Source organism: Tenacibaculum sp. XPcli2-G, from assembly GCF_024124505.1.
Lineage (GTDB): Bacteria > Bacteroidota > Bacteroidia > Flavobacteriales > Flavobacteriaceae > Polaribacter > Polaribacter mesophilus.
In genome coordinates this window covers 21,775-38,419 of sequence record NZ_JAMXSH010000004.1, presented here as the reverse complement: position 1 = coordinate 38,419, position 16,645 = coordinate 21,775, and the positions used below count along the sequence as shown (strand labels likewise).

Sequence of the window (16,645 nt, the reverse complement as noted above, 5' to 3'; positions counted from 1 at the left end):
CTAGTTGACAAGTTAAGCAATAACTTCAGTATCTACAAAATCAAAACGAACTAAACCATCTTCATCAATTTTTGTTAACGTAACTGTATGTAATGTATTCACTAATTCAGGATTCCAAGGAGCTTTAACCTTTACATAGTTTTCTGTAAACCCGTGGATATACCCTTCTTTGTTCTCACTTTCAAATAAAACAGTTAACGTGTTACTTAACTGACTTTCATAAAAAGCTCTACGTTTTTTAACAGATAATCCGCGTAGCATTTTACTTCGTTTAGCACGTACTTTTTTAGGAACTACACCATCCATTTCAACAGCTTCAGTATTTGGTCTTTCAGAATACGTGAAAACGTGTAAGTAAGAAATATCTAAATCAGCTAAATAGTTATAGGTTTCTAAAAACAATTCATCTGTTTCACCAGGGAACCCAACAATAACATCTACACCAATACAAGCGTTAGGCATTACTTCCTTAATTTTTGCAACTCTATCAGTATATACTTTACGTAAATAGCGACGCTTCATTTTCTTTAAAAGTGTGTCACTTCCTGATTGTAGAGGAATGTGAAAATGAGGAACAAACGTATTTGAGTTGGAAACAAAATCAATTGTTTCATCTTTTAATAAGTTAGGTTCAATTGAAGAGATTCGTAAACGGTTAATTCCTTCTACTTTATCAAGAGCTTGTACCAACTCTAAAAAGGTATGTTCGTGTTTTTTATTACCGAATTCACCTTTTCCGTAGTCACCAATATTTACTCCTGTTAAAACAATTTCTTTAATCCCTTTTTCAGAAATTTCTTTGGCATTTTTCAATACATTTTCTAACGTATCACTTCGAGAAATTCCACGTGCTAACGGTATCGTACAGTAAGTACATTTGTAGTCACAACCATCTTGCACTTTTAAAAAAGCACGGGTACGATCTCCAATAGAATACGAACCTACATAAAAATCGGCATCTTCAATTTCACAAGAATGTACTTCACCAATGTCATTTTTGGTTAAGTCGTTAATATAGCTAGTTACATTAAACTTTTCCGTAGCACCCAGTACCAAATCTACCCCATCAACTGCAGCTAATTCTTCTGGCTTTAATTGTGCATAACATCCTACACCAATAACAAAAGCTTCTTCATTTTTCTTTAAAGCAGATTTTACAATACTCTTAAAGCGTTTATCAGCATTGTCTGTTACCGAACAAGTATTAATCACATATATATCTGCTTCCTCTTCAAACTCAACACGCTCAAACCCTTCATTAACAAAGTTTCTGGCAATGGTTGAGGTTTCTGAAAAATTTAATTTACAACCTAAGGTGTAAAAAGCTACTTTCTTATCTACATTCATCTTTTCTCTATCCTAAATAAAAAACAAAAGCCTTGTACAAGTCTTTAATTTTTTAGAAGTTCGTATAGTTTATTTAATCTACGACTGCTTCAAGCAGTTTTGGGTTTGCAAAAGTACGATAATATTCATGATTTTTGAAACGAAAAGATTACTTATTCGAAAGCTTCAAGTTGTTGATATAGAACCTTTTTATGAGCTAGAAAGCAATCCGAAAGTATTGCAATACGCCACTGGGGAACCTAAAGATTTAGAAGAAAGTAAAGAGGATTTAGAACAGCTTATAGCACGATACACTAATAAAGAAAATGATTTTTGGATATATGCCATAGAACGTAAGTCAGACAATGAATTTGTAGGCACGGTTGCTTTGGTAAAAGATGAAGAAGGAAATGATGAAATAGGATATAGGTTTATAGAACGATACTGGGGAAATGGTTTTGCAACTGAACTTTGTGAAGGATTAATACAGTACTGTAAATCCATAGGAATGAAAAAACTTATAGGGTGTGTGGTGGATAAAAATGTTGCTTCCGCTAAAATATTAGAACGATTCAACTTTGTTGCGATAGAGAAATTTATAAGTGACGATATTGGTCTACCAGAAACAAAATATGAACTAATTTTATGATAGTAGATAATTTAAAACTTCCGTATTACGCAGTAATTTTCACGACAACTCTTTCAGATGATACAGAAGGATATTATGAGATGGCTGAAAAAATGGACAATTTAGCTAAAGAACAAGATGGGTATTTAGGTGTTGAGTCGACAAGAAGCAATGTAGGCATTACGGTTTCTTATTGGGAAAGTTTGGATGCTATTGTAAAATGGAAAAATAATGTAGAGCATACTGAAGCTAGAAATAAAGGAAGAGAAAGGTGGTATAAAAAATATCAACTACGTATATGTAAAGTAGAACGAGAGTATGGTTTTGAAAAAGGATAGGTATGTACGCAACAATTTCTAATTTTTTAAAAAGGTTTTTTAAACAAAGTACTATTTTTAAGTATGGATTCAATATTTCTCCCATGTATAGAAGATCTACTGGGAAAATAAATTATGTTTCTGAAGATTTGTTAAAAGCGCAAGTAAAAATTCCTATTACTTATAAGAATAAGAATTACGTAGGATCTATTTTTGGAGGGAGCTTATTTTCTGCAACCGATCCTATTTTTATGATTCAGTTAATAAATATTCTTGGAGATACTTATGTAGTTTGGGATAAAGCTGCAACAATATTATTTAAAAGACCTGTAAAGCAAGACGCTTATGTAGATTTTATTTTTTCTGAAGATGAAATAAAACAAATAAAAAAGCAGGTTAAAAATGAACAGGAAATCAATTTAATAAAAGATATTAAAATAACGAACCAAGATAAAACTGTTGTTTTTGCAGAAGTTTCTAAAACCATATACATTGCAGATAAAACCTACTATAAAAATAAACGTAAAAAGAAATAAATTAGTTGTTTTAATAGCCTTATTGTTTCTTTTTTCTTGTACTAAAAAGAAATCAAAATATACAAACAACCGGGTTTTTCGTTATAATGAGCACTCAAATATTACTTCATTAGATCCTGCTTTTGCAAAAGATCAGCGAAATATTTGGGGAGTCAACCAACTATATAATGGATTGGTAGAATTGGATGATAGTTTACAAGTACAACCTTCGATAGCAAAAAACTGGACAGTTTCTGAAGATGGAAAAACCTATCAGTTTGAGTTAAGAAATGACGTGTTATTTCATAAGCATGAATTATTTGGAAAAGATTCTACGAGAAATGTAATAGCCCAAGACTTTGAATATTCTTTTAATAGATTACTTGATAAGAATGTAGCGTCTCCAGGAGGTTGGGTATTACAAAATGTAGAAAAATTCAAAGCAGAGAACGATTCTGTTTTTACCATCAATTTAAAGCAACCTTTTCCACCTTTTTTAGGGCTGCTGGCTATGAAATATTGCTCGGTTGTACCAAAAGAAGCTATTGATTATTTTGGGAATGAGTTTAGAGTAAATCCGATTGGAACAGGACCTTTTCATTTTAAACTTTGGGTTGAAAATACTAAGTTGGTATTGAGAAAAAATCCACTCTATTTTGAAAAGGATGAAAACGGAAAGTCTCTCCCATATTTAGAAGCAGTAGCAGTTACTTTTTTACCAGATAAACAAAGTGAGTTTTTACAATTTATTCAAGGAAATATCGACTTTATGAAGAGTTTGGACGCTTCGTATAAAGATGATATTTTAAACACTGATGGAACTTTAAAAGAGAAATATGCTTTTACAATCAATATGCAAACAGGAGCGTATTTAAACACAGAATATTTAGGAATTTACTTAGATGGAGAAGAGAAACATCCAACAAAATCAAAATTGATACGACAAGCCATCAATTATGGTTTTGATAGGGAGAAGATGATTAAGTTCTTAAGAAACGGAATTGGGAGTCCTGCTACAAGTGGATTCATCCCGAAAGGATTGCCTTCATTCAATAACCAACAAGGATATTCATACAAACCTGAAGAAGCGAAGAGGTTAGTAGCACAATACAAAGAAGAGACAGGAGATGAGAATCCACAAATAGCCATTACAACGAACAGCAATTATTTAGATTTGTGCGAGTTTATTCAACGCGAATTACAAAAAATAGGAGTAGCTACCAAAGTAGATGTGATTCCGCCTTCAACCTTGCGTCAAGGAAAAGCAAATGGAAAGTTGCCTATTTTTAGAGCAAGTTGGATTGCTGATTATCCCGATGCGGAAAACTATGTGTCGTTATTTTACAGCAAAAATTTTACTCCTAATGGGCCTAACTATACGCATTTTAAAAATGATTTTTTTGATACTTTGTATGAACAATCTATCAAAGAAGTAGATGTGAAAAAACGCTATAAACTATATCAAAAAATGGATAGCATTATTATTGCAGAAGCACCAATTGTACCGTTATATTACGATGAGGTAATTCGCTTTACACAAAATAATGTTACCGGTTTAGGAATTAATCCGATTGATTTGTTAAACCTAAAAAGAGTACAGAAAAACTAAGTGTTACTTTTTGTTTCGTTCCAGTAATAGCTGTCAGGGTATATTCGTTCTCCAAAAATAGCTGTTCCAACACGTACAATAGTAGCGCCCTCTTCTATAGCAATTTCTAAATCACCACTCATTCCCATAGAGAGTTCATTCATTTCTACATTAGGAATTTGTAGTGCTTTGATTTCTTCTTGAAGTTGCTTTAAAAGTTGGAAACATTTTCGAACTTCATCTGATTCCGAGCTTAGCAAACCAATGGTCATTAATCCTTTGATATGAATATTTTTGAATTCAGATATCTTTTTTACTAATTCAATAGTTTCTTCTGGTTTGGCTCCAAACTTACTTTCTTCAAAAGAGGTGTTTACTTGTATGTATACATCAATTTCTTTTTCCTCAAAAGTTAAGCGTTGATGCAATTTTTGAGCGACAGATAAGCGATCTATAGATTCAATACAACTAGCCCATTTTATAACTTCTTTAATCTTGTTACTTTGTAAATGACCGATAAAATGTACTTCAGGTTGCAGTTGTTTTATTGCATTACATTTTTGTTTTAATTCTTGTACTTTATTTTCACCTACAAGAGTTTCACCTTGTTCTAAAGCAAAATTTATTTTATCAGTATTTACTGTTTTTGTAGCTAACAATAAACGAACATCTTCTGGGTTTCTATTTGCTTTTTTACATGCAAATTGTATTCTTTGATGAATAACGCTAAGGTTGTTTTGAATATTATCCATTTACTAATTGATTGTTTAGTTCTTCTTTTTCAATAATTTTATTTTTTACAGCTCGAAGAGTAATGTCTTTAGCTTCTGCATACGATATATCATACATACGATTTACTTCTCTAAACTCTTCCGGGAATTGTTGCAGCAAAGTCTCATAATAGTTATCTAAATCCGATTCACTAGGTGCTTCGAATTTTAGTTTTAATTGAAAACGTCTTAAAAGAGCAGTGTCAATAACACTAGAGTGATTTGTGGCAGCAATTAATAAAACATCATTTGGAAGTTGATCTACAAGTTGAATAACAGTATTTACCAATCGTTTCATCTCGCTAGAATCTTTGCTGTCATAATCACGAGCTTTACCTATGTAGTCAAATTCATCTAAAAATAAAACAGCGCTTTCTCTAGTAGCTTTTTTAAAAACTTCGGAAATGTTTTTAGCTGTTTCTCCTAGTTTTGAAGAAACAATGCTACCCAAATTAAGTATGATAATTTTTTTATCAAGCTTTTTGGCAATAGCTTTAGCGGTGGTAGTTTTACCACAACCAGTATGTCCGAATAATAAAATTTTATTATCAACAGGCAGTTTGTATTTATCTAAAACAGCAACGTGTTTAAATTCTTTTAATAGTTGATGTAGCGTATTTTTGTTTTCATTGCTAAGATGAATTTTATCTAGTTCTATAGTTGTTTCTTTCGATTGAAGAATCAAGTTATGTATAGCCATTTTGTATTTTTTTGTCAAAAATAAAATGTTGTATGCAATAAAATAAGCTTTTTAACATACCCTTAGGAAGTATAGAGTTGATGCTTTAAAGTATTAACTCTTAAATTCATGTTCAGGACAATCAATTCTTAACTCTTTAGAGGCTAGTTTAGATTGTAAAAGTTTACAAAAATGCTCATTATTTTCATGTTGGTAAAAAGAGCAAGTATAGCACATTCTTTGAATAGTTATAACTCCTGCTTTATTAAGCTGGTATATTACTTTTAAGAGTCCTGTTAGTATGTCTTTTTTTTGATCTTCAGGTAATGAACTCAAAGGTTTTTCAATATTGAAAGTGAAGTTAGCTGATTTCTCAGCTATTTGTTTTCCTTGTTCAGTTAGACCAATAATATAACTTCTAGTATCGTTAGGGTTATGAAACTTTTGAACTAATTCTTTTTTTAATAAAACCCTAATACTATCACTAACAGTAGCTTTAGTCATGTTAAACTCTTCAGCTAAATAACTCACTTTACATTTTTCTTCTGAGTGAAACAGTAAAAAGATTAGAAGTTGAATTTGGATAGGGCTTAAAGAATTCTCCTTGCTTTCGCTCCAAAGAAGTACTCTAAAAGCTTCAGAAATTCGTTCTAAAGCTACAACTATTTTACTTTCAATTTTAGTGTTTTGCTGGTTTAAGTCAAAAGGAGATTTCATTAATTACAGTTTTCCATTTCGTATATAAAATACCCTTTTTTATGTATAGCATCTTCCCATTCGGGTTTGAGTATTTCAATATGGCAAAATACACATTCTTTTGAAGATAGTTCAAGGTTTTCTAATCCTTTAGTTTTTAAATATTCCTTACCATAGTTGAAAATTATGTTAGTGTCTTTATTGCTAGAAGGTACAATAATATCAAAATGCATTATTGTATTATCTTTTTTAGTTACGTAGGTATCCCAAACAGCTGCTTTCATTTTATTATATATTTATAATATTAAAAGCTCTACAAAATTAGGAATCCTAACTTTGTAGAGCGAAAAAATTACCCTTTTACTTCGTCCATTGAAGCTCCAAAATTAATGTGAAGTACATTTCCTGTTGGAGTAACTAGAGCAGGTACAGATTTTACACCAGCATTTTCGGCTTCTAAAATTCGACTTTTGTCTTCTCCAAAATGAACTACTTCAACATTATCAGAACCAATTAAGTTAATAATGTCTTGTTCTGCGCTTACACAAACAGGGCAACCTGCGTGATAAAAAATAGATTTACTCATAATTATATTGATTTTAAATTTTGATACAAATATAGTTAGGTTTCCTAACTATAAAAAATAATTTTTGTTTTTTTTATAAAAACTGCTTCTGTTTTGGAAATGAAGAGTATATAATAAAGTTGTTAATAGTTAATTAAGAAATAAAAATGTTATGTAATTTTAGCGGTTCTTATTGTTTATAGAAAAGATTTAATAATTGAGATGAGAATAGGTTACTTAAAAAAAGAAATGAGGTTGTTATTTGCAAAACAAGTTATAATCACAGTTCTTTTGTTTTTTGCTTTAGAAGGAATGTCGCAGTCGGTGGGAGTACAAGGATTTAAGGCTTTTGGTGTAAACCCCACAATACCTAATGATTCTCTTTTTTCAAAAATAAATAAGGCAAAAGACTTCAAAGCTAAATATGATGCGACATTTGATCTTATAGAGTTTCATCGAGAAAAAGGAAATTTAGATTCCATTATATACTATGGAAATAAACTGTATACGGAAACAACTAAGAATAAATTGATAGATAAAGAAAATCATTTATCAAAGGTTTCTAGTATAGTGGCTGAAGGAAAGTTAGAAAAGGGACTTTTTGATGAAGCTTTGAAATGGTATTTTAAAGGAATAGAGCACTCAAATAATAAACCGGATGATGAATTATTTGTTAAAAATAGAATAGGATTAGGAGCTGTAAAGTATGTTAGAGGAAAAGAAGAGGAAGGAAAGGCAATTATAGAAGAATGCATTGAAAATGCTCCAAACGAAAAATTAAAGCACGATGCTTTTTATGAACTAGGGTTTATTTATTATACTCAAAGAGAGTATGAGAAAGCAAAAGAAAATTATAATAAAGCTAGATTACACTACGTGGCCGAGGGGTTTGTTAAAGAAGCTTTAGAAACTGATTTGTGGCTAGGAAAAGTATTGAAAGAAGAAGGTAAAATAACAGAAGCTCTAGATGTTTGTTATTATGTTTTTAATGAGTCGTTATCTAAAGGTTTTTTTACATTGTATGCCAAGACAGGAAATACATTAGGTATTCTTTATTTAAAAGAAAAAGACTATGAAAATGCTAAAAAAATACTATCTACAGTATATATAAACTCCATACAATGGGCAAATTTAGAGATAGAAAGAAGAGCTATTTTAGGACTTCAAAACGCCTATGCTTCAACAGGAGATTATAAAAATGCACATGCTTTAATGACGCAATTAAATCGTGTTAATAATGAAATTTTAGTAAGTCAAAATAAACAGCAAGTAAATGAGCTTGAAGTACAGTATAAAACACTGGAGCAAAAGCAAGAGATTGAGCGACAAAAAACAATGAAAGCATACATACTAATAGCCTTTCTTCTTGTATTAATACCTGTACTTGCTTTATTATATGTGTACTATCAAAAGCTTCAAACACAAAGTAAACTTAATAAGACTTTAGAAGAAGTAAACCAACAAAAAATAACTACGTTGCTTAAAGACCAAGAATTAAAGTTAGTAAAAGCATCATTAGAAGGGCAGAATAATGAAAGAAAACGTATTGCCAGAGAGCTACACGATAGTATTGGAGGAAATTTAGCAACCATAAAGTTACAACTATCAAACAAGAGTAAATTAGAGGAAGAAAGTATAATTAAACAAGTAGATGAAACCTATAATCAGGTAAGAGAGTTATCTCATAATTTAATGCCTAAAAAGTTTAAAGATTCTGCTTTTACAACAATAATAACAGAATATATAAATAATGTAAAAGCGCTATCTAAAGAACAAATAACGTTACAAATCCATCCAACGGAAGAGGTAGATAAAATAAATGAGAATTTAAAAGTAGAGCTTTATAAAATAATTCAAGAATTATTAACCAATGCATTAAAACATGCGAAGGCAACACAAATAGATATTCAGCTTTCTCTGTTTAATAACACGATACAACTACTTTTTGAAGATGATGGTGTTGGATTTGATCAAGAAAAAGTAAAATATGGATTAGGATTTCAGAATTTAAAAGACAGATTAAAAACAGTTAAGGGAAATATTTTAATTAACTCTTTTCCAAGTAGAGGAACAGTGATAGATATTAATGTACCTTTAAATTAATATATGATGACTTACAATATTATTTTAGTTGACGACCATAAAATGTTTTTAGATGGGTTGGTAAATATTTTTAAAAATGAAGAAGTGTACAATATCTTGCTTACAGCAAATAATGGTGAAAATGTAATAAAGTACATAAAAACAAATCCGAATCAACATATAGATATTGTTATTAGTGATATTTCTATGCCAGATATAGACGGTATTACCTTGAACGATTATATTAAAAAAGAACGTTCAGACATCAAAACGTTAATCGTTAGCATGCATACAGATGCAGGAATGATAGATACATTAATTAAAAATAATGTAGACGGATATTTATCTAAAAATGCAACTCAATCTGAACTACTAAAAGCAGTACAAACTATTCTTGGTGGTGAAAAATACTTCTCACAATCTGTACGAGAAGCTTACATGGAAAATGTTTTTAATAAAAAAAAGGAAACGTCAATAATGTTAACAGCTAGAGAGAAAGATGTACTTAAATTAATTGCAGAAGAATATACTACACAAGAAATTGCAGATAAACTCTTTTTAAGCAAGCATACTATTGAGAGTTATAGAAAAAACTTAATATCTAAGCTTAACGTAAAAAACCTTGCAGGATTAACAAAATACGCAATAAAACTGGGCTTAGTAGAGTAGTAATTTTACCACCCCCTGAAAACAGGGTAGTAACTTTCACTAGTTTCAGTCTATTTTAAGAATCACATCTAACGCATCTTTGTACCATAATTATTAAGTAATAAAGTTATGGTCATTTTTGGATGGCGAGAAGCCAAAATAAGTATACAGCCAGTAAACAATCATAGTTGTAGTTATTGCAATACACCAGAACGTTTATTTATTCAAGTAAATAGATTGTATGTACATGTATTTTGGATTCCTGTTATTCCTTTATACAAAAAAACATATAGTATTTGTGGTCATTGTAAACTGGAAATGAGCAAAAGCCAAATGCCACCAGACTTACAACGAAAGGCGAAAGAATATAAGCAAACAAGTAAAACTCCTTGGTGGATGTTTTCGGGGCTTATCATCGTAACTTTTTTAATGCTGTTTATATTTTCTTCAGCACTTTTAATACATAAATAATAAAAATCAATATAAACCATTTAAATTTTAATCAAACATGATTTACGGAATCTCATTAGTATTTTTAAGTATTGTAGCGGTACCATCTTTAATTTTATCAAAAAAGCCTAATGCTAAAGAATTATTAGAAAAAATAGAGCCTTACCAAGGATGGATTGGTCTTATTTTCTGTATTTGGGGAATTTGGGGAATTATTTCAGCTATTTTAAACTTAGGTTGGTTAACTACAGCACCAATATGGTGGGGAACCTTTTTAGCAGGAAGCATTGTAGAAGCAGGATTAGGTTTTATGTTAGGATACGGAATGATAAACAAATTATTACTATCAAAAAATCCAGAAGCTAGAGAAAAAGCAGAAATATTGAGAGGGAAGATTGCACCGAAACAAGGAAAATTAGGATTATTAGGAATCGTTGTTGGAATATGGATGATTGTAGCTTCATTCATTTTCATATAAACTAACAAAATAAAGAAAGAGAAAACATAAAATATAACATTGTAAACGAAGGCTTAAATAAGGTAGGGGTGTGGGGTTTCTATCAAAAAATCAAAAAAAAGCCTTGTTTGCAATGTTTTTGTATAAAACTGAAATTATTTTTTAGAACAATAAAAGGTAGTTGAAATGAAAAGTATAAAAAATATTCTAGGAATTATTGTAGTATGTATCTTATTAACAGGGTGTGAGAAAGAAACTCCGCAAAAGATAGTTGAAAAAACAGTACTCAAAGCCAATTTATTAACTGTTAACTATGGCATAGGATATTTTAAACAACTTAAAGAATTACAAAAAAATGAATATTTAAAGTATTATGATAATGATGGAGAAGAATATTCCGCAACATACTCTCAATATCTTCACAAAGTAACAATACCAAACCTTGAAAGAAGTTTAAGAGACATTCAGAAGTTAGAAGTAAACGAAGATTCAAAAGATTTAATAAATGCTTCAATTGAATTGTTTGAGTTTTGTATAGACTTTTATAAAAAAGACTATGCAGAAATAGCATATATGTACGATGAAGGAAAAACTCAACAAGAAATTAATCAGTTAATTAAAGAGTTTAAAGTCAGAAGTTTTGAAGAGTTTAAAGAAAAAAACTTGGAGCTAGAAGAAGCAGCAAAAAAATATGCTGAGAAAAAAGGAGTAAACTTAAAGTTTGTTTAAATAATTTTTAACTCAAGTTTAGGATTAGAGCCAATTATATATCTAGACTTGATAGTTAAGAATCCTTTTTCGTTGTTGGAAACATCCTGAATGTACTTAGGAACAGTTAAGCCACTTTCATTTATCATAAGCTTCTCATTTTTATAAATTGTAATTTCTGTCATCACCACAATTTCACTAGCTGTAGAAAGTTCTTTCTCTCTTAAAACTGTACGTTTTTCAATAAAATTTAAATTGTTTGAATTTTTTTCAAACAACCACTCACTCGAATTCAGTGCTTTTTTACTAACTTCAAAAACCTTATGATGTTCACGATAATATTTTTGTTGAATGTTAGGTTCATCGTTTTTGTGTGAGCTAGTACCAATAGCTAATGTAATTTTCTCAGGAATAAAAACAGTATTTGAATTAGACTGCTTCATTAAATTATAAAAAACAGAAACTTGTTGCTCACTATCCAACGCACGTTGCATCGTCTCACTTAAAATAATATCTGGAGAAAAGTTTTTAGGGAATTTATATTTTGTAGCGTCTTGATTTATAAAGTTGATATTATGGTTTTCTAAATCTAGTTTTTTAATTGTACTTTTTAAAGTTTCAAAACTCAGAGGGTTTATCTCTAAAAGTGAGTATGTTATATTCAAATCAGCATACTTTAATATAAAAGGAAGTATAAGCGAAGCAAAAGGACCAGTACCAGCATAAAGTATATGTAATGAGTCTTTTTGATAGATTTTCTCTTGAATAGCAATATCAATTCCTTTGATAAATTTTAGAGTTCTTTCTAAATCATCAAGGCAATTAGCTGCCCATAAAGTACCTATTGCTACACCATTTTCAAGTTGAACATTATTTTGATGCTCTTCATGATTTATAGCTTCATTTGAAATTCTAAAGAGTAATTGTTTATAATCTTTTAAAGAAGAAGAATAATTAGATGTTTCATCAAAGAATTTAGAAGTAATATGTAGTAACTCTTTTTTTAAATTCATTACAAGCTATTATAAGAGTTGTTTATTTTGATGTAAGCTTTGATAACTTCTGTTCCATTTCATTAATAAGTTTTTTCGAAGCAGGTTCATTGCTACGTTTTAGCTCATTTAGGATAAGGTGTATTGTTTCTGGTGAATCAATTTCTTTTTGTTTAGGTTGAAAACTTTCTTTTGGAGCAAGAGAAAAAAATAAAGTATCAGACCATTCGTTCCTTTCAGCATCGATAACTAAATGAATACGGTCTTCATTTCCTTTATTAGTAACTGAATGTATATAATTTACATTCGTATACCAACACTCACCAGGTAACATTTTCAATTGTTCATCATCTAAAATAAATTCAACTTTATTATTCGTAATAATCGGAATATGTAAGCGAAAGTTACCATCTTCATAGCCTAGTTTGTAGTCACGATGAGGTTTAATTTCTGCACCAACATTCAAACGTAATAAGCGAGCAGATGAAATAGGGCATTGAAAAGAGTTGATAACCTCTCTAAAATAATTGCAATCATTCATTATCGGAGTTTCCTTAATAGTACTATTATCATTTTGAAAAGCAAAAATATTAGAAGCATCACCATTGCCAGCGTACAAAGAGATTGCTTTCCACTCACCTTGATATCCAGATGTGTTGAAATGAGGAATCCAATGTTGATTTACAACTAAAGAATAATCATGTAATAGTCTATCTGTATCAAACAGAAAAGGAAGTTTTAAAGATGTAGTAGTTTTAATTTCTTTCACTTGTATGTGTAATTGTTCTACAGCAAGTTACTAGAAAAATTGTAGATTAAATCGTTTTTAGAATAGGTGTTTATTTTTTAGGCATAAATGAAAAAATAACGACCAGTACTAAATAACTATAATAATTATTTAGCACTAGTCAGAAAATACTTTTTAATTAAAATGCTTTATTTGTTTTAAAAGAAGCAACACTAGTTCCTCCATTTGTAACACTACCATCATTGTATTTAGCATAAGGTCTAAAGTAATAAGTGGTTTCAGGTGTTAATTCTTCAATAAATTCAGTATAAATATTTTTAAAAATATTACCAGATACATCAGTATCTAAGGCTATAGAGCTGTTAGAAAAATCTTCATTTACACTATATTCAAAACCAATTTCTTTAGGAGATTCTTTTTCTATAGAAATTACTTCTAATTCTGGGGTAATACCTTCTGAATTTTTAAAGAATAGTTTCGGTTTGATTATCATGTTAATTGACCTACTTTCACTAGCGTCTATACTAGTGTTTATTTTAATTTCATTTCCATAGAAATATGTGTTATCACTTAGTTTAAAATAACCTCTAATATAATAAGTTGTTTCCTTTTGTAAATTGTCGACTATACCTGTAATATTGTCAGCAGGACCTGCGGCAACCACAGTATTGTTGCCATTAGGAATAGGGTTTGATGATTTTCCATATACAAATCCTCTATCAGTTACATCAGCTAAATCATTACCATCTTTAAAAGTGCCTTTTAAATATATTTTAACAGTATTATTGTGGTTAATAAAATAATTAAAATCATTACTAGTATTGAAACTAGTTGGTATTATTTCTATTTCGTTTTCTTCACTAGAGCAGTTAGTAAGTATAATAGAGATAAATAAAAAAAATAGAGGTTTTAAAAAATGTTTAATTTTCATGTAGTTTTAATTTTTAATTTTTTGCAAAATTCAATATTTTAAATCATTTAAATATGAAAGATAAAGATATAATGAGTTCGAAAATCAGAAAATAGAACTTTAATTAACTCTTTTTTAAATGAAAGAAACAGGTTTTTATAGGTTAAATATTAGAAAAAGCTATTTTTATAATTAGTAGGAGTAGTACCAGTTGCTTTCTTGAAGGCACTATAAAAAGCACTTTTACTTTTAAAACCAACCTCTAAACTAATACCTTCAATACTATAGTTTTTTGAATTATTACTTTTTAAAATTTCTATAGCTTCATTAACTCTAAAACCATTTATAAAAGTTTTAAAGTTTTTATTTGAAATTTCATTAATAACAAAAGAAATTCTTTTAGGGTGTTGATTTGTAATATTAGCTACATCAGCAATGGTTAAATCTGGATCTTTATATTTTTTATGTAAAATTATAGTTTGTTGAATATGGTTAAATAAATCTGTATCAACTTTACTTATTTTATTCTCGCTATTAAAATTGTTCTTCTTTTCAATCTTAGAGTCTTTTTGTTGAGTCAAGTTTTTAATTGTTTGTTGTTGTAGCCCATAAATACTAATCCAGTATAAAAGCCCAACATCAATTAAAATAATAAATAAATTGAGAGTTTTATTTGTTATTTCAGGTAAAAAATGAAGTGTGAGCGTAAAAAAGAGACCAATTGACATAAATGTTTTAGCCCATTGTAGCTCTTTACCTGTAGTAGAAGTGTATTGATTGTTAGTTTCTTCGGTATGTTTTTTTATAAAAGTATAAGTTTTGTAGTATATAAAAATATCATATAAATGCCCACCTATATGATTTACAAAACGAAATTCTTTTGAAAGTTTTAACTGTTCTAACCCTGATGATAAATTAAGATAAACCAATATATCTATAATTAACATTAACAAACCTGGTAATAAATAAAAATAGACTTTATTAGATTTAGGTAGTATAGAAATATTTCTTATATAAACATAAAAAAGAGGGAATAGTAACCAAGTAAAATCAACAGGAAGATTATTTAAAAAAGAGTAATTTTTATCTAAATCTAAAAGTTTAGCTATTGGTTTGAGGTAATTTATGGAGTAAGCAAAAATAAATAACCCTAAAAGTAATGTAGGGCGATTATTTTTTTTATCCAAGTAAATTAAAAGTATACTAAATATAATTCCTTGAATAAGGCCGAGTAAATAAATTATAGGAATTAAGTAACTATCTAGATTCATAATACTGTTCTAATTAAACACAAAATTAGATATTCTTCTTTACAAATAAGAAGTGTAAATAATAGTATTTAAATTTTAAAACTGTATTGCTAATCAAAAATGATAGTAGCTATAAGCAATCTCTTTGTTAATATGAAACTAAATCTTTAATTCGATTCGTAATTGTTTTTTTAATATCTTTAGGATAACTTCTATCCCCGTGAAAAACATCGGCCATCGCTTCACTAAACTGCTGACCATATTTTTTTAATACAATATTTCGGATATTCTTTTGCTCGTAAAACCATTTTGAAAGCCATAAACCAGTTTTTATTTCAGGAAGTAGGCTTTCTGATATTTTTTCTAAATATAATTTAGTAGCTAATTCAGGCTCTTTTTCACTCTCAATAATAGCTTCAGCAGCCAATTTACCACTGTAAATAGCATTAGAAATTCCTTCAGCAGTAATAGGATCAGCAAAACCAGCAGCGTCACCAATTAAAAACACATTATTTTTAACAAAACCATCTGTACGAGGAGCAACAGGAATTTGAAAACCATGTTGTGATTCGCTAACAATATTTGTAATTCCTAATGTTTTTAAGTATTCTTGATAATATTCTTTCAAGTTAATTTTAGTTCTTCTAGCAGAGGCAACCCCAATAGATAAATGCTTTTTCTTTGGGAAGTTCCAAGCATAACCGTAAGGAATAGCATCAATATCAAAACGAACTTCTTTTGATAAACGTTTAAAGTCTTCGTCAGAAACTTCTACTTCATATTCTAAAGCAGGAATTAATTTACGAGTATCTTCTTTCCACCCAGCCATTTTAGCTGTAGGACTCAAAGCACCATCGGCAGCGATAACAAAATTAGCAGTAAAATTACCTTGAGAAGTTTCAAGAGTAATAATATCATTAGAAAAAGTTAGTCCTTTTAGCTTATGGTTTTCTAGTAAAGTAGCACCAAACTCCTTTGCTTTTTGCGTGATAAGATTGTCAAAAGAATCACGCATAATCATAGAAATAGTTGGTTCTTCTCTATGCGTTTTAAAGTGAAGTTTCTCTCCCAAATAAATATCAACAGTATGAAACTCTTTTTCAACGACCTCTTTAATATCAAAAGGTAAGTTTTTGCGACCTCTAAAAACAAAACCTCCACCGCATGTTTTATAGCGTGGTAAAGTTTCTTTTTCAATAATAACTGTTGAAATTCCTTTTTGAGCTAAGTAAAAAGCTGTTGAAGCTCCTGATGGTCCGCTGCCAATAATAGCAACATGGTAATGCTGTTTCATAGTATTATTTTTAGTTCGGTTA

The 16,645-nt window shown here is 29.5% G+C and carries 20 protein-coding genes; 9 read left to right on the top strand and 11 right to left on the bottom strand.

What is annotated here, in order from left to right; translation table 11 throughout:
• Positions 1-12: 12 nt before the first annotated feature.
• On the bottom strand, positions 13-1,347 hold the full coding sequence (mtaB, locus tag NH341_RS11115; RefSeq protein WP_253056890.1) for a tRNA (N(6)-L-threonylcarbamoyladenosine(37)-C(2))-methylthiotransferase MtaB: 1,335 nt from the start codon (positions 1,345-1,347) through the stop codon (positions 13-15).
• A gap of 127 nt (positions 1,348-1,474) precedes the next feature.
• Here mtaB and NH341_RS11110 point away from each other — a divergent pair, with 127 nt between their 5' ends.
• Genes NH341_RS11110 through NH341_RS11095 form a run of 4 tightly spaced genes read left to right on the top strand, consistent with a single transcriptional unit; the run spans position 1,475 to position 4,395 of the window.
• Complete coding sequence (locus NH341_RS11110) at positions 1,475-1,975, top strand: GNAT family N-acetyltransferase (RefSeq protein ID WP_173360427.1); 501 nt, start codon at positions 1,475-1,477, stop codon at positions 1,973-1,975.
• Positions 1,972-2,292, top strand: coding sequence for an antibiotic biosynthesis monooxygenase (locus tag NH341_RS11105; protein ID WP_159494582.1), 321 nt, complete (start codon positions 1,972-1,974; stop codon positions 2,290-2,292). Before NH341_RS11110 ends, NH341_RS11105 begins: the two co-directional genes overlap by 4 nt.
• Before the next feature lie 2 nt (positions 2,293-2,294).
• A complete protein-coding gene (locus NH341_RS11100) occupies positions 2,295-2,807 on the top strand; it encodes a DUF4442 domain-containing protein (protein WP_047790469.1) in 513 nt (170 codons plus the stop codon).
• A complete protein-coding gene (locus NH341_RS11095) occupies positions 2,764-4,395 on the top strand; it encodes an ABC transporter substrate-binding protein (RefSeq protein WP_371875263.1) in 1,632 nt (543 codons plus the stop codon). Before NH341_RS11100 ends, NH341_RS11095 begins: the two co-directional genes overlap by 44 nt.
• Here the strand turns inward: NH341_RS11095 and NH341_RS11090 are convergent.
• The 5 genes from NH341_RS11090 to NH341_RS11070 all read right to left on the bottom strand — a co-directional run bounded on the left by NH341_RS11090 (position 4,392) and on the right by NH341_RS11070 (position 7,105).
• Positions 4,392-5,126: a YggS family pyridoxal phosphate-dependent enzyme gene (locus tag NH341_RS11090; RefSeq protein ID WP_253056888.1), complete on the bottom strand. Its 735-nt coding sequence runs from the start codon at positions 5,124-5,126 to the stop codon at positions 4,392-4,394. The two genes, NH341_RS11095 and NH341_RS11090, sit on opposite strands and share 4 nt — an antisense overlap.
• Positions 5,119-5,844 (bottom strand): AAA family ATPase, encoded by a 726-nt coding sequence (locus tag NH341_RS11085; RefSeq protein WP_253056886.1) that lies wholly within the window; start codon positions 5,842-5,844, stop codon positions 5,119-5,121. The genes NH341_RS11090 and NH341_RS11085 overlap by 8 nt, the downstream gene beginning before the upstream one ends.
• Positions 5,845-5,937: 93 nt before the next feature.
• Positions 5,938-6,540, bottom strand: a complete 603-nt coding sequence (locus NH341_RS11080; protein WP_159616245.1) for a MarR family winged helix-turn-helix transcriptional regulator — start codon at positions 6,538-6,540, stop codon at positions 5,938-5,940.
• On the bottom strand, positions 6,540-6,803 hold the full coding sequence (locus NH341_RS11075) for a DUF2024 family protein (RefSeq protein WP_047790466.1): 264 nt from the start codon (positions 6,801-6,803) through the stop codon (positions 6,540-6,542). Before NH341_RS11075 ends, NH341_RS11080 begins: the two co-directional genes overlap by 1 nt.
• Before the next feature lie 68 nt (positions 6,804-6,871).
• On the bottom strand, positions 6,872-7,105 hold the full coding sequence (locus NH341_RS11070) for a thioredoxin family protein (RefSeq protein ID WP_073184826.1): 234 nt from the start codon (positions 7,103-7,105) through the stop codon (positions 6,872-6,874).
• Between the two features lie 228 nt (positions 7,106-7,333).
• Between NH341_RS11070 and NH341_RS11065 the strand changes: the two genes are divergently transcribed.
• The 5 genes from NH341_RS11065 to NH341_RS11045 all read left to right on the top strand — a co-directional run bounded on the left by NH341_RS11065 (position 7,334) and on the right by NH341_RS11045 (position 11,450).
• Complete coding sequence (locus NH341_RS11065) at positions 7,334-9,187, top strand: ATP-binding protein (RefSeq protein WP_253056884.1); 1,854 nt, start codon at positions 7,334-7,336, stop codon at positions 9,185-9,187.
• A gap of 3 nt (positions 9,188-9,190) precedes the next feature.
• The gene (locus NH341_RS11060) at positions 9,191-9,835 is read left to right on the top strand and encodes a response regulator transcription factor (protein ID WP_159616241.1); all 645 of its coding nucleotides are present in this window, start codon (positions 9,191-9,193) and stop codon (positions 9,833-9,835) included.
• A gap of 108 nt (positions 9,836-9,943) precedes the next feature.
• Positions 9,944-10,285, top strand: coding sequence for a zinc-ribbon domain-containing protein (locus tag NH341_RS11055; protein ID WP_047790462.1), 342 nt, complete (start codon positions 9,944-9,946; stop codon positions 10,283-10,285).
• Positions 10,286-10,322: 37 nt separating this feature from the next.
• Positions 10,323-10,742, top strand: coding sequence for a hypothetical protein (locus tag NH341_RS11050; RefSeq protein WP_047790461.1), 420 nt, complete (start codon positions 10,323-10,325; stop codon positions 10,740-10,742).
• A 165-nt stretch (positions 10,743-10,907) separates the two neighbouring features.
• The gene (locus NH341_RS11045; protein WP_159616239.1) at positions 10,908-11,450 is read left to right on the top strand and encodes a hypothetical protein; all 543 of its coding nucleotides are present in this window, start codon (positions 10,908-10,910) and stop codon (positions 11,448-11,450) included.
• Here the strand turns inward: NH341_RS11045 and NH341_RS11040 are convergent.
• From NH341_RS11040 to NH341_RS11020, 5 genes are all read right to left on the bottom strand, one after another.
• On the bottom strand, positions 11,447-12,442 hold the full coding sequence (locus NH341_RS11040; RefSeq protein WP_073184831.1) for a hypothetical protein: 996 nt from the start codon (positions 12,440-12,442) through the stop codon (positions 11,447-11,449). The genes NH341_RS11045 and NH341_RS11040 overlap by 4 nt on opposite strands.
• Before the next feature lie 22 nt (positions 12,443-12,464).
• Complete coding sequence (locus NH341_RS11035; protein WP_253056882.1) at positions 12,465-13,190, bottom strand: aspartyl/asparaginyl beta-hydroxylase domain-containing protein; 726 nt, start codon at positions 13,188-13,190, stop codon at positions 12,465-12,467.
• Positions 13,191-13,347: 157 nt separating this feature from the next.
• Positions 13,348-14,100: a hypothetical protein gene (locus NH341_RS11030; RefSeq protein ID WP_253056880.1), complete on the bottom strand. Its 753-nt coding sequence runs from the start codon at positions 14,098-14,100 to the stop codon at positions 13,348-13,350.
• Between the two features lie 149 nt (positions 14,101-14,249).
• Positions 14,250-15,266 (bottom strand): AraC family transcriptional regulator, encoded by a 1,017-nt coding sequence (locus NH341_RS11025; protein ID WP_253056878.1) that lies wholly within the window; start codon positions 15,264-15,266, stop codon positions 14,250-14,252.
• A 211-nt stretch (positions 15,267-15,477) separates the two neighbouring features.
• Positions 15,478-16,623 carry a geranylgeranyl reductase family protein gene (locus NH341_RS11020; RefSeq protein ID WP_159616628.1) on the bottom strand — a complete coding sequence of 382 codons (1,146 nt, stop codon included), beginning with the start codon at positions 16,621-16,623 and terminating at the stop codon, positions 15,478-15,480.
• Between the last annotated feature and the right edge of the window lie 22 nt (positions 16,624-16,645).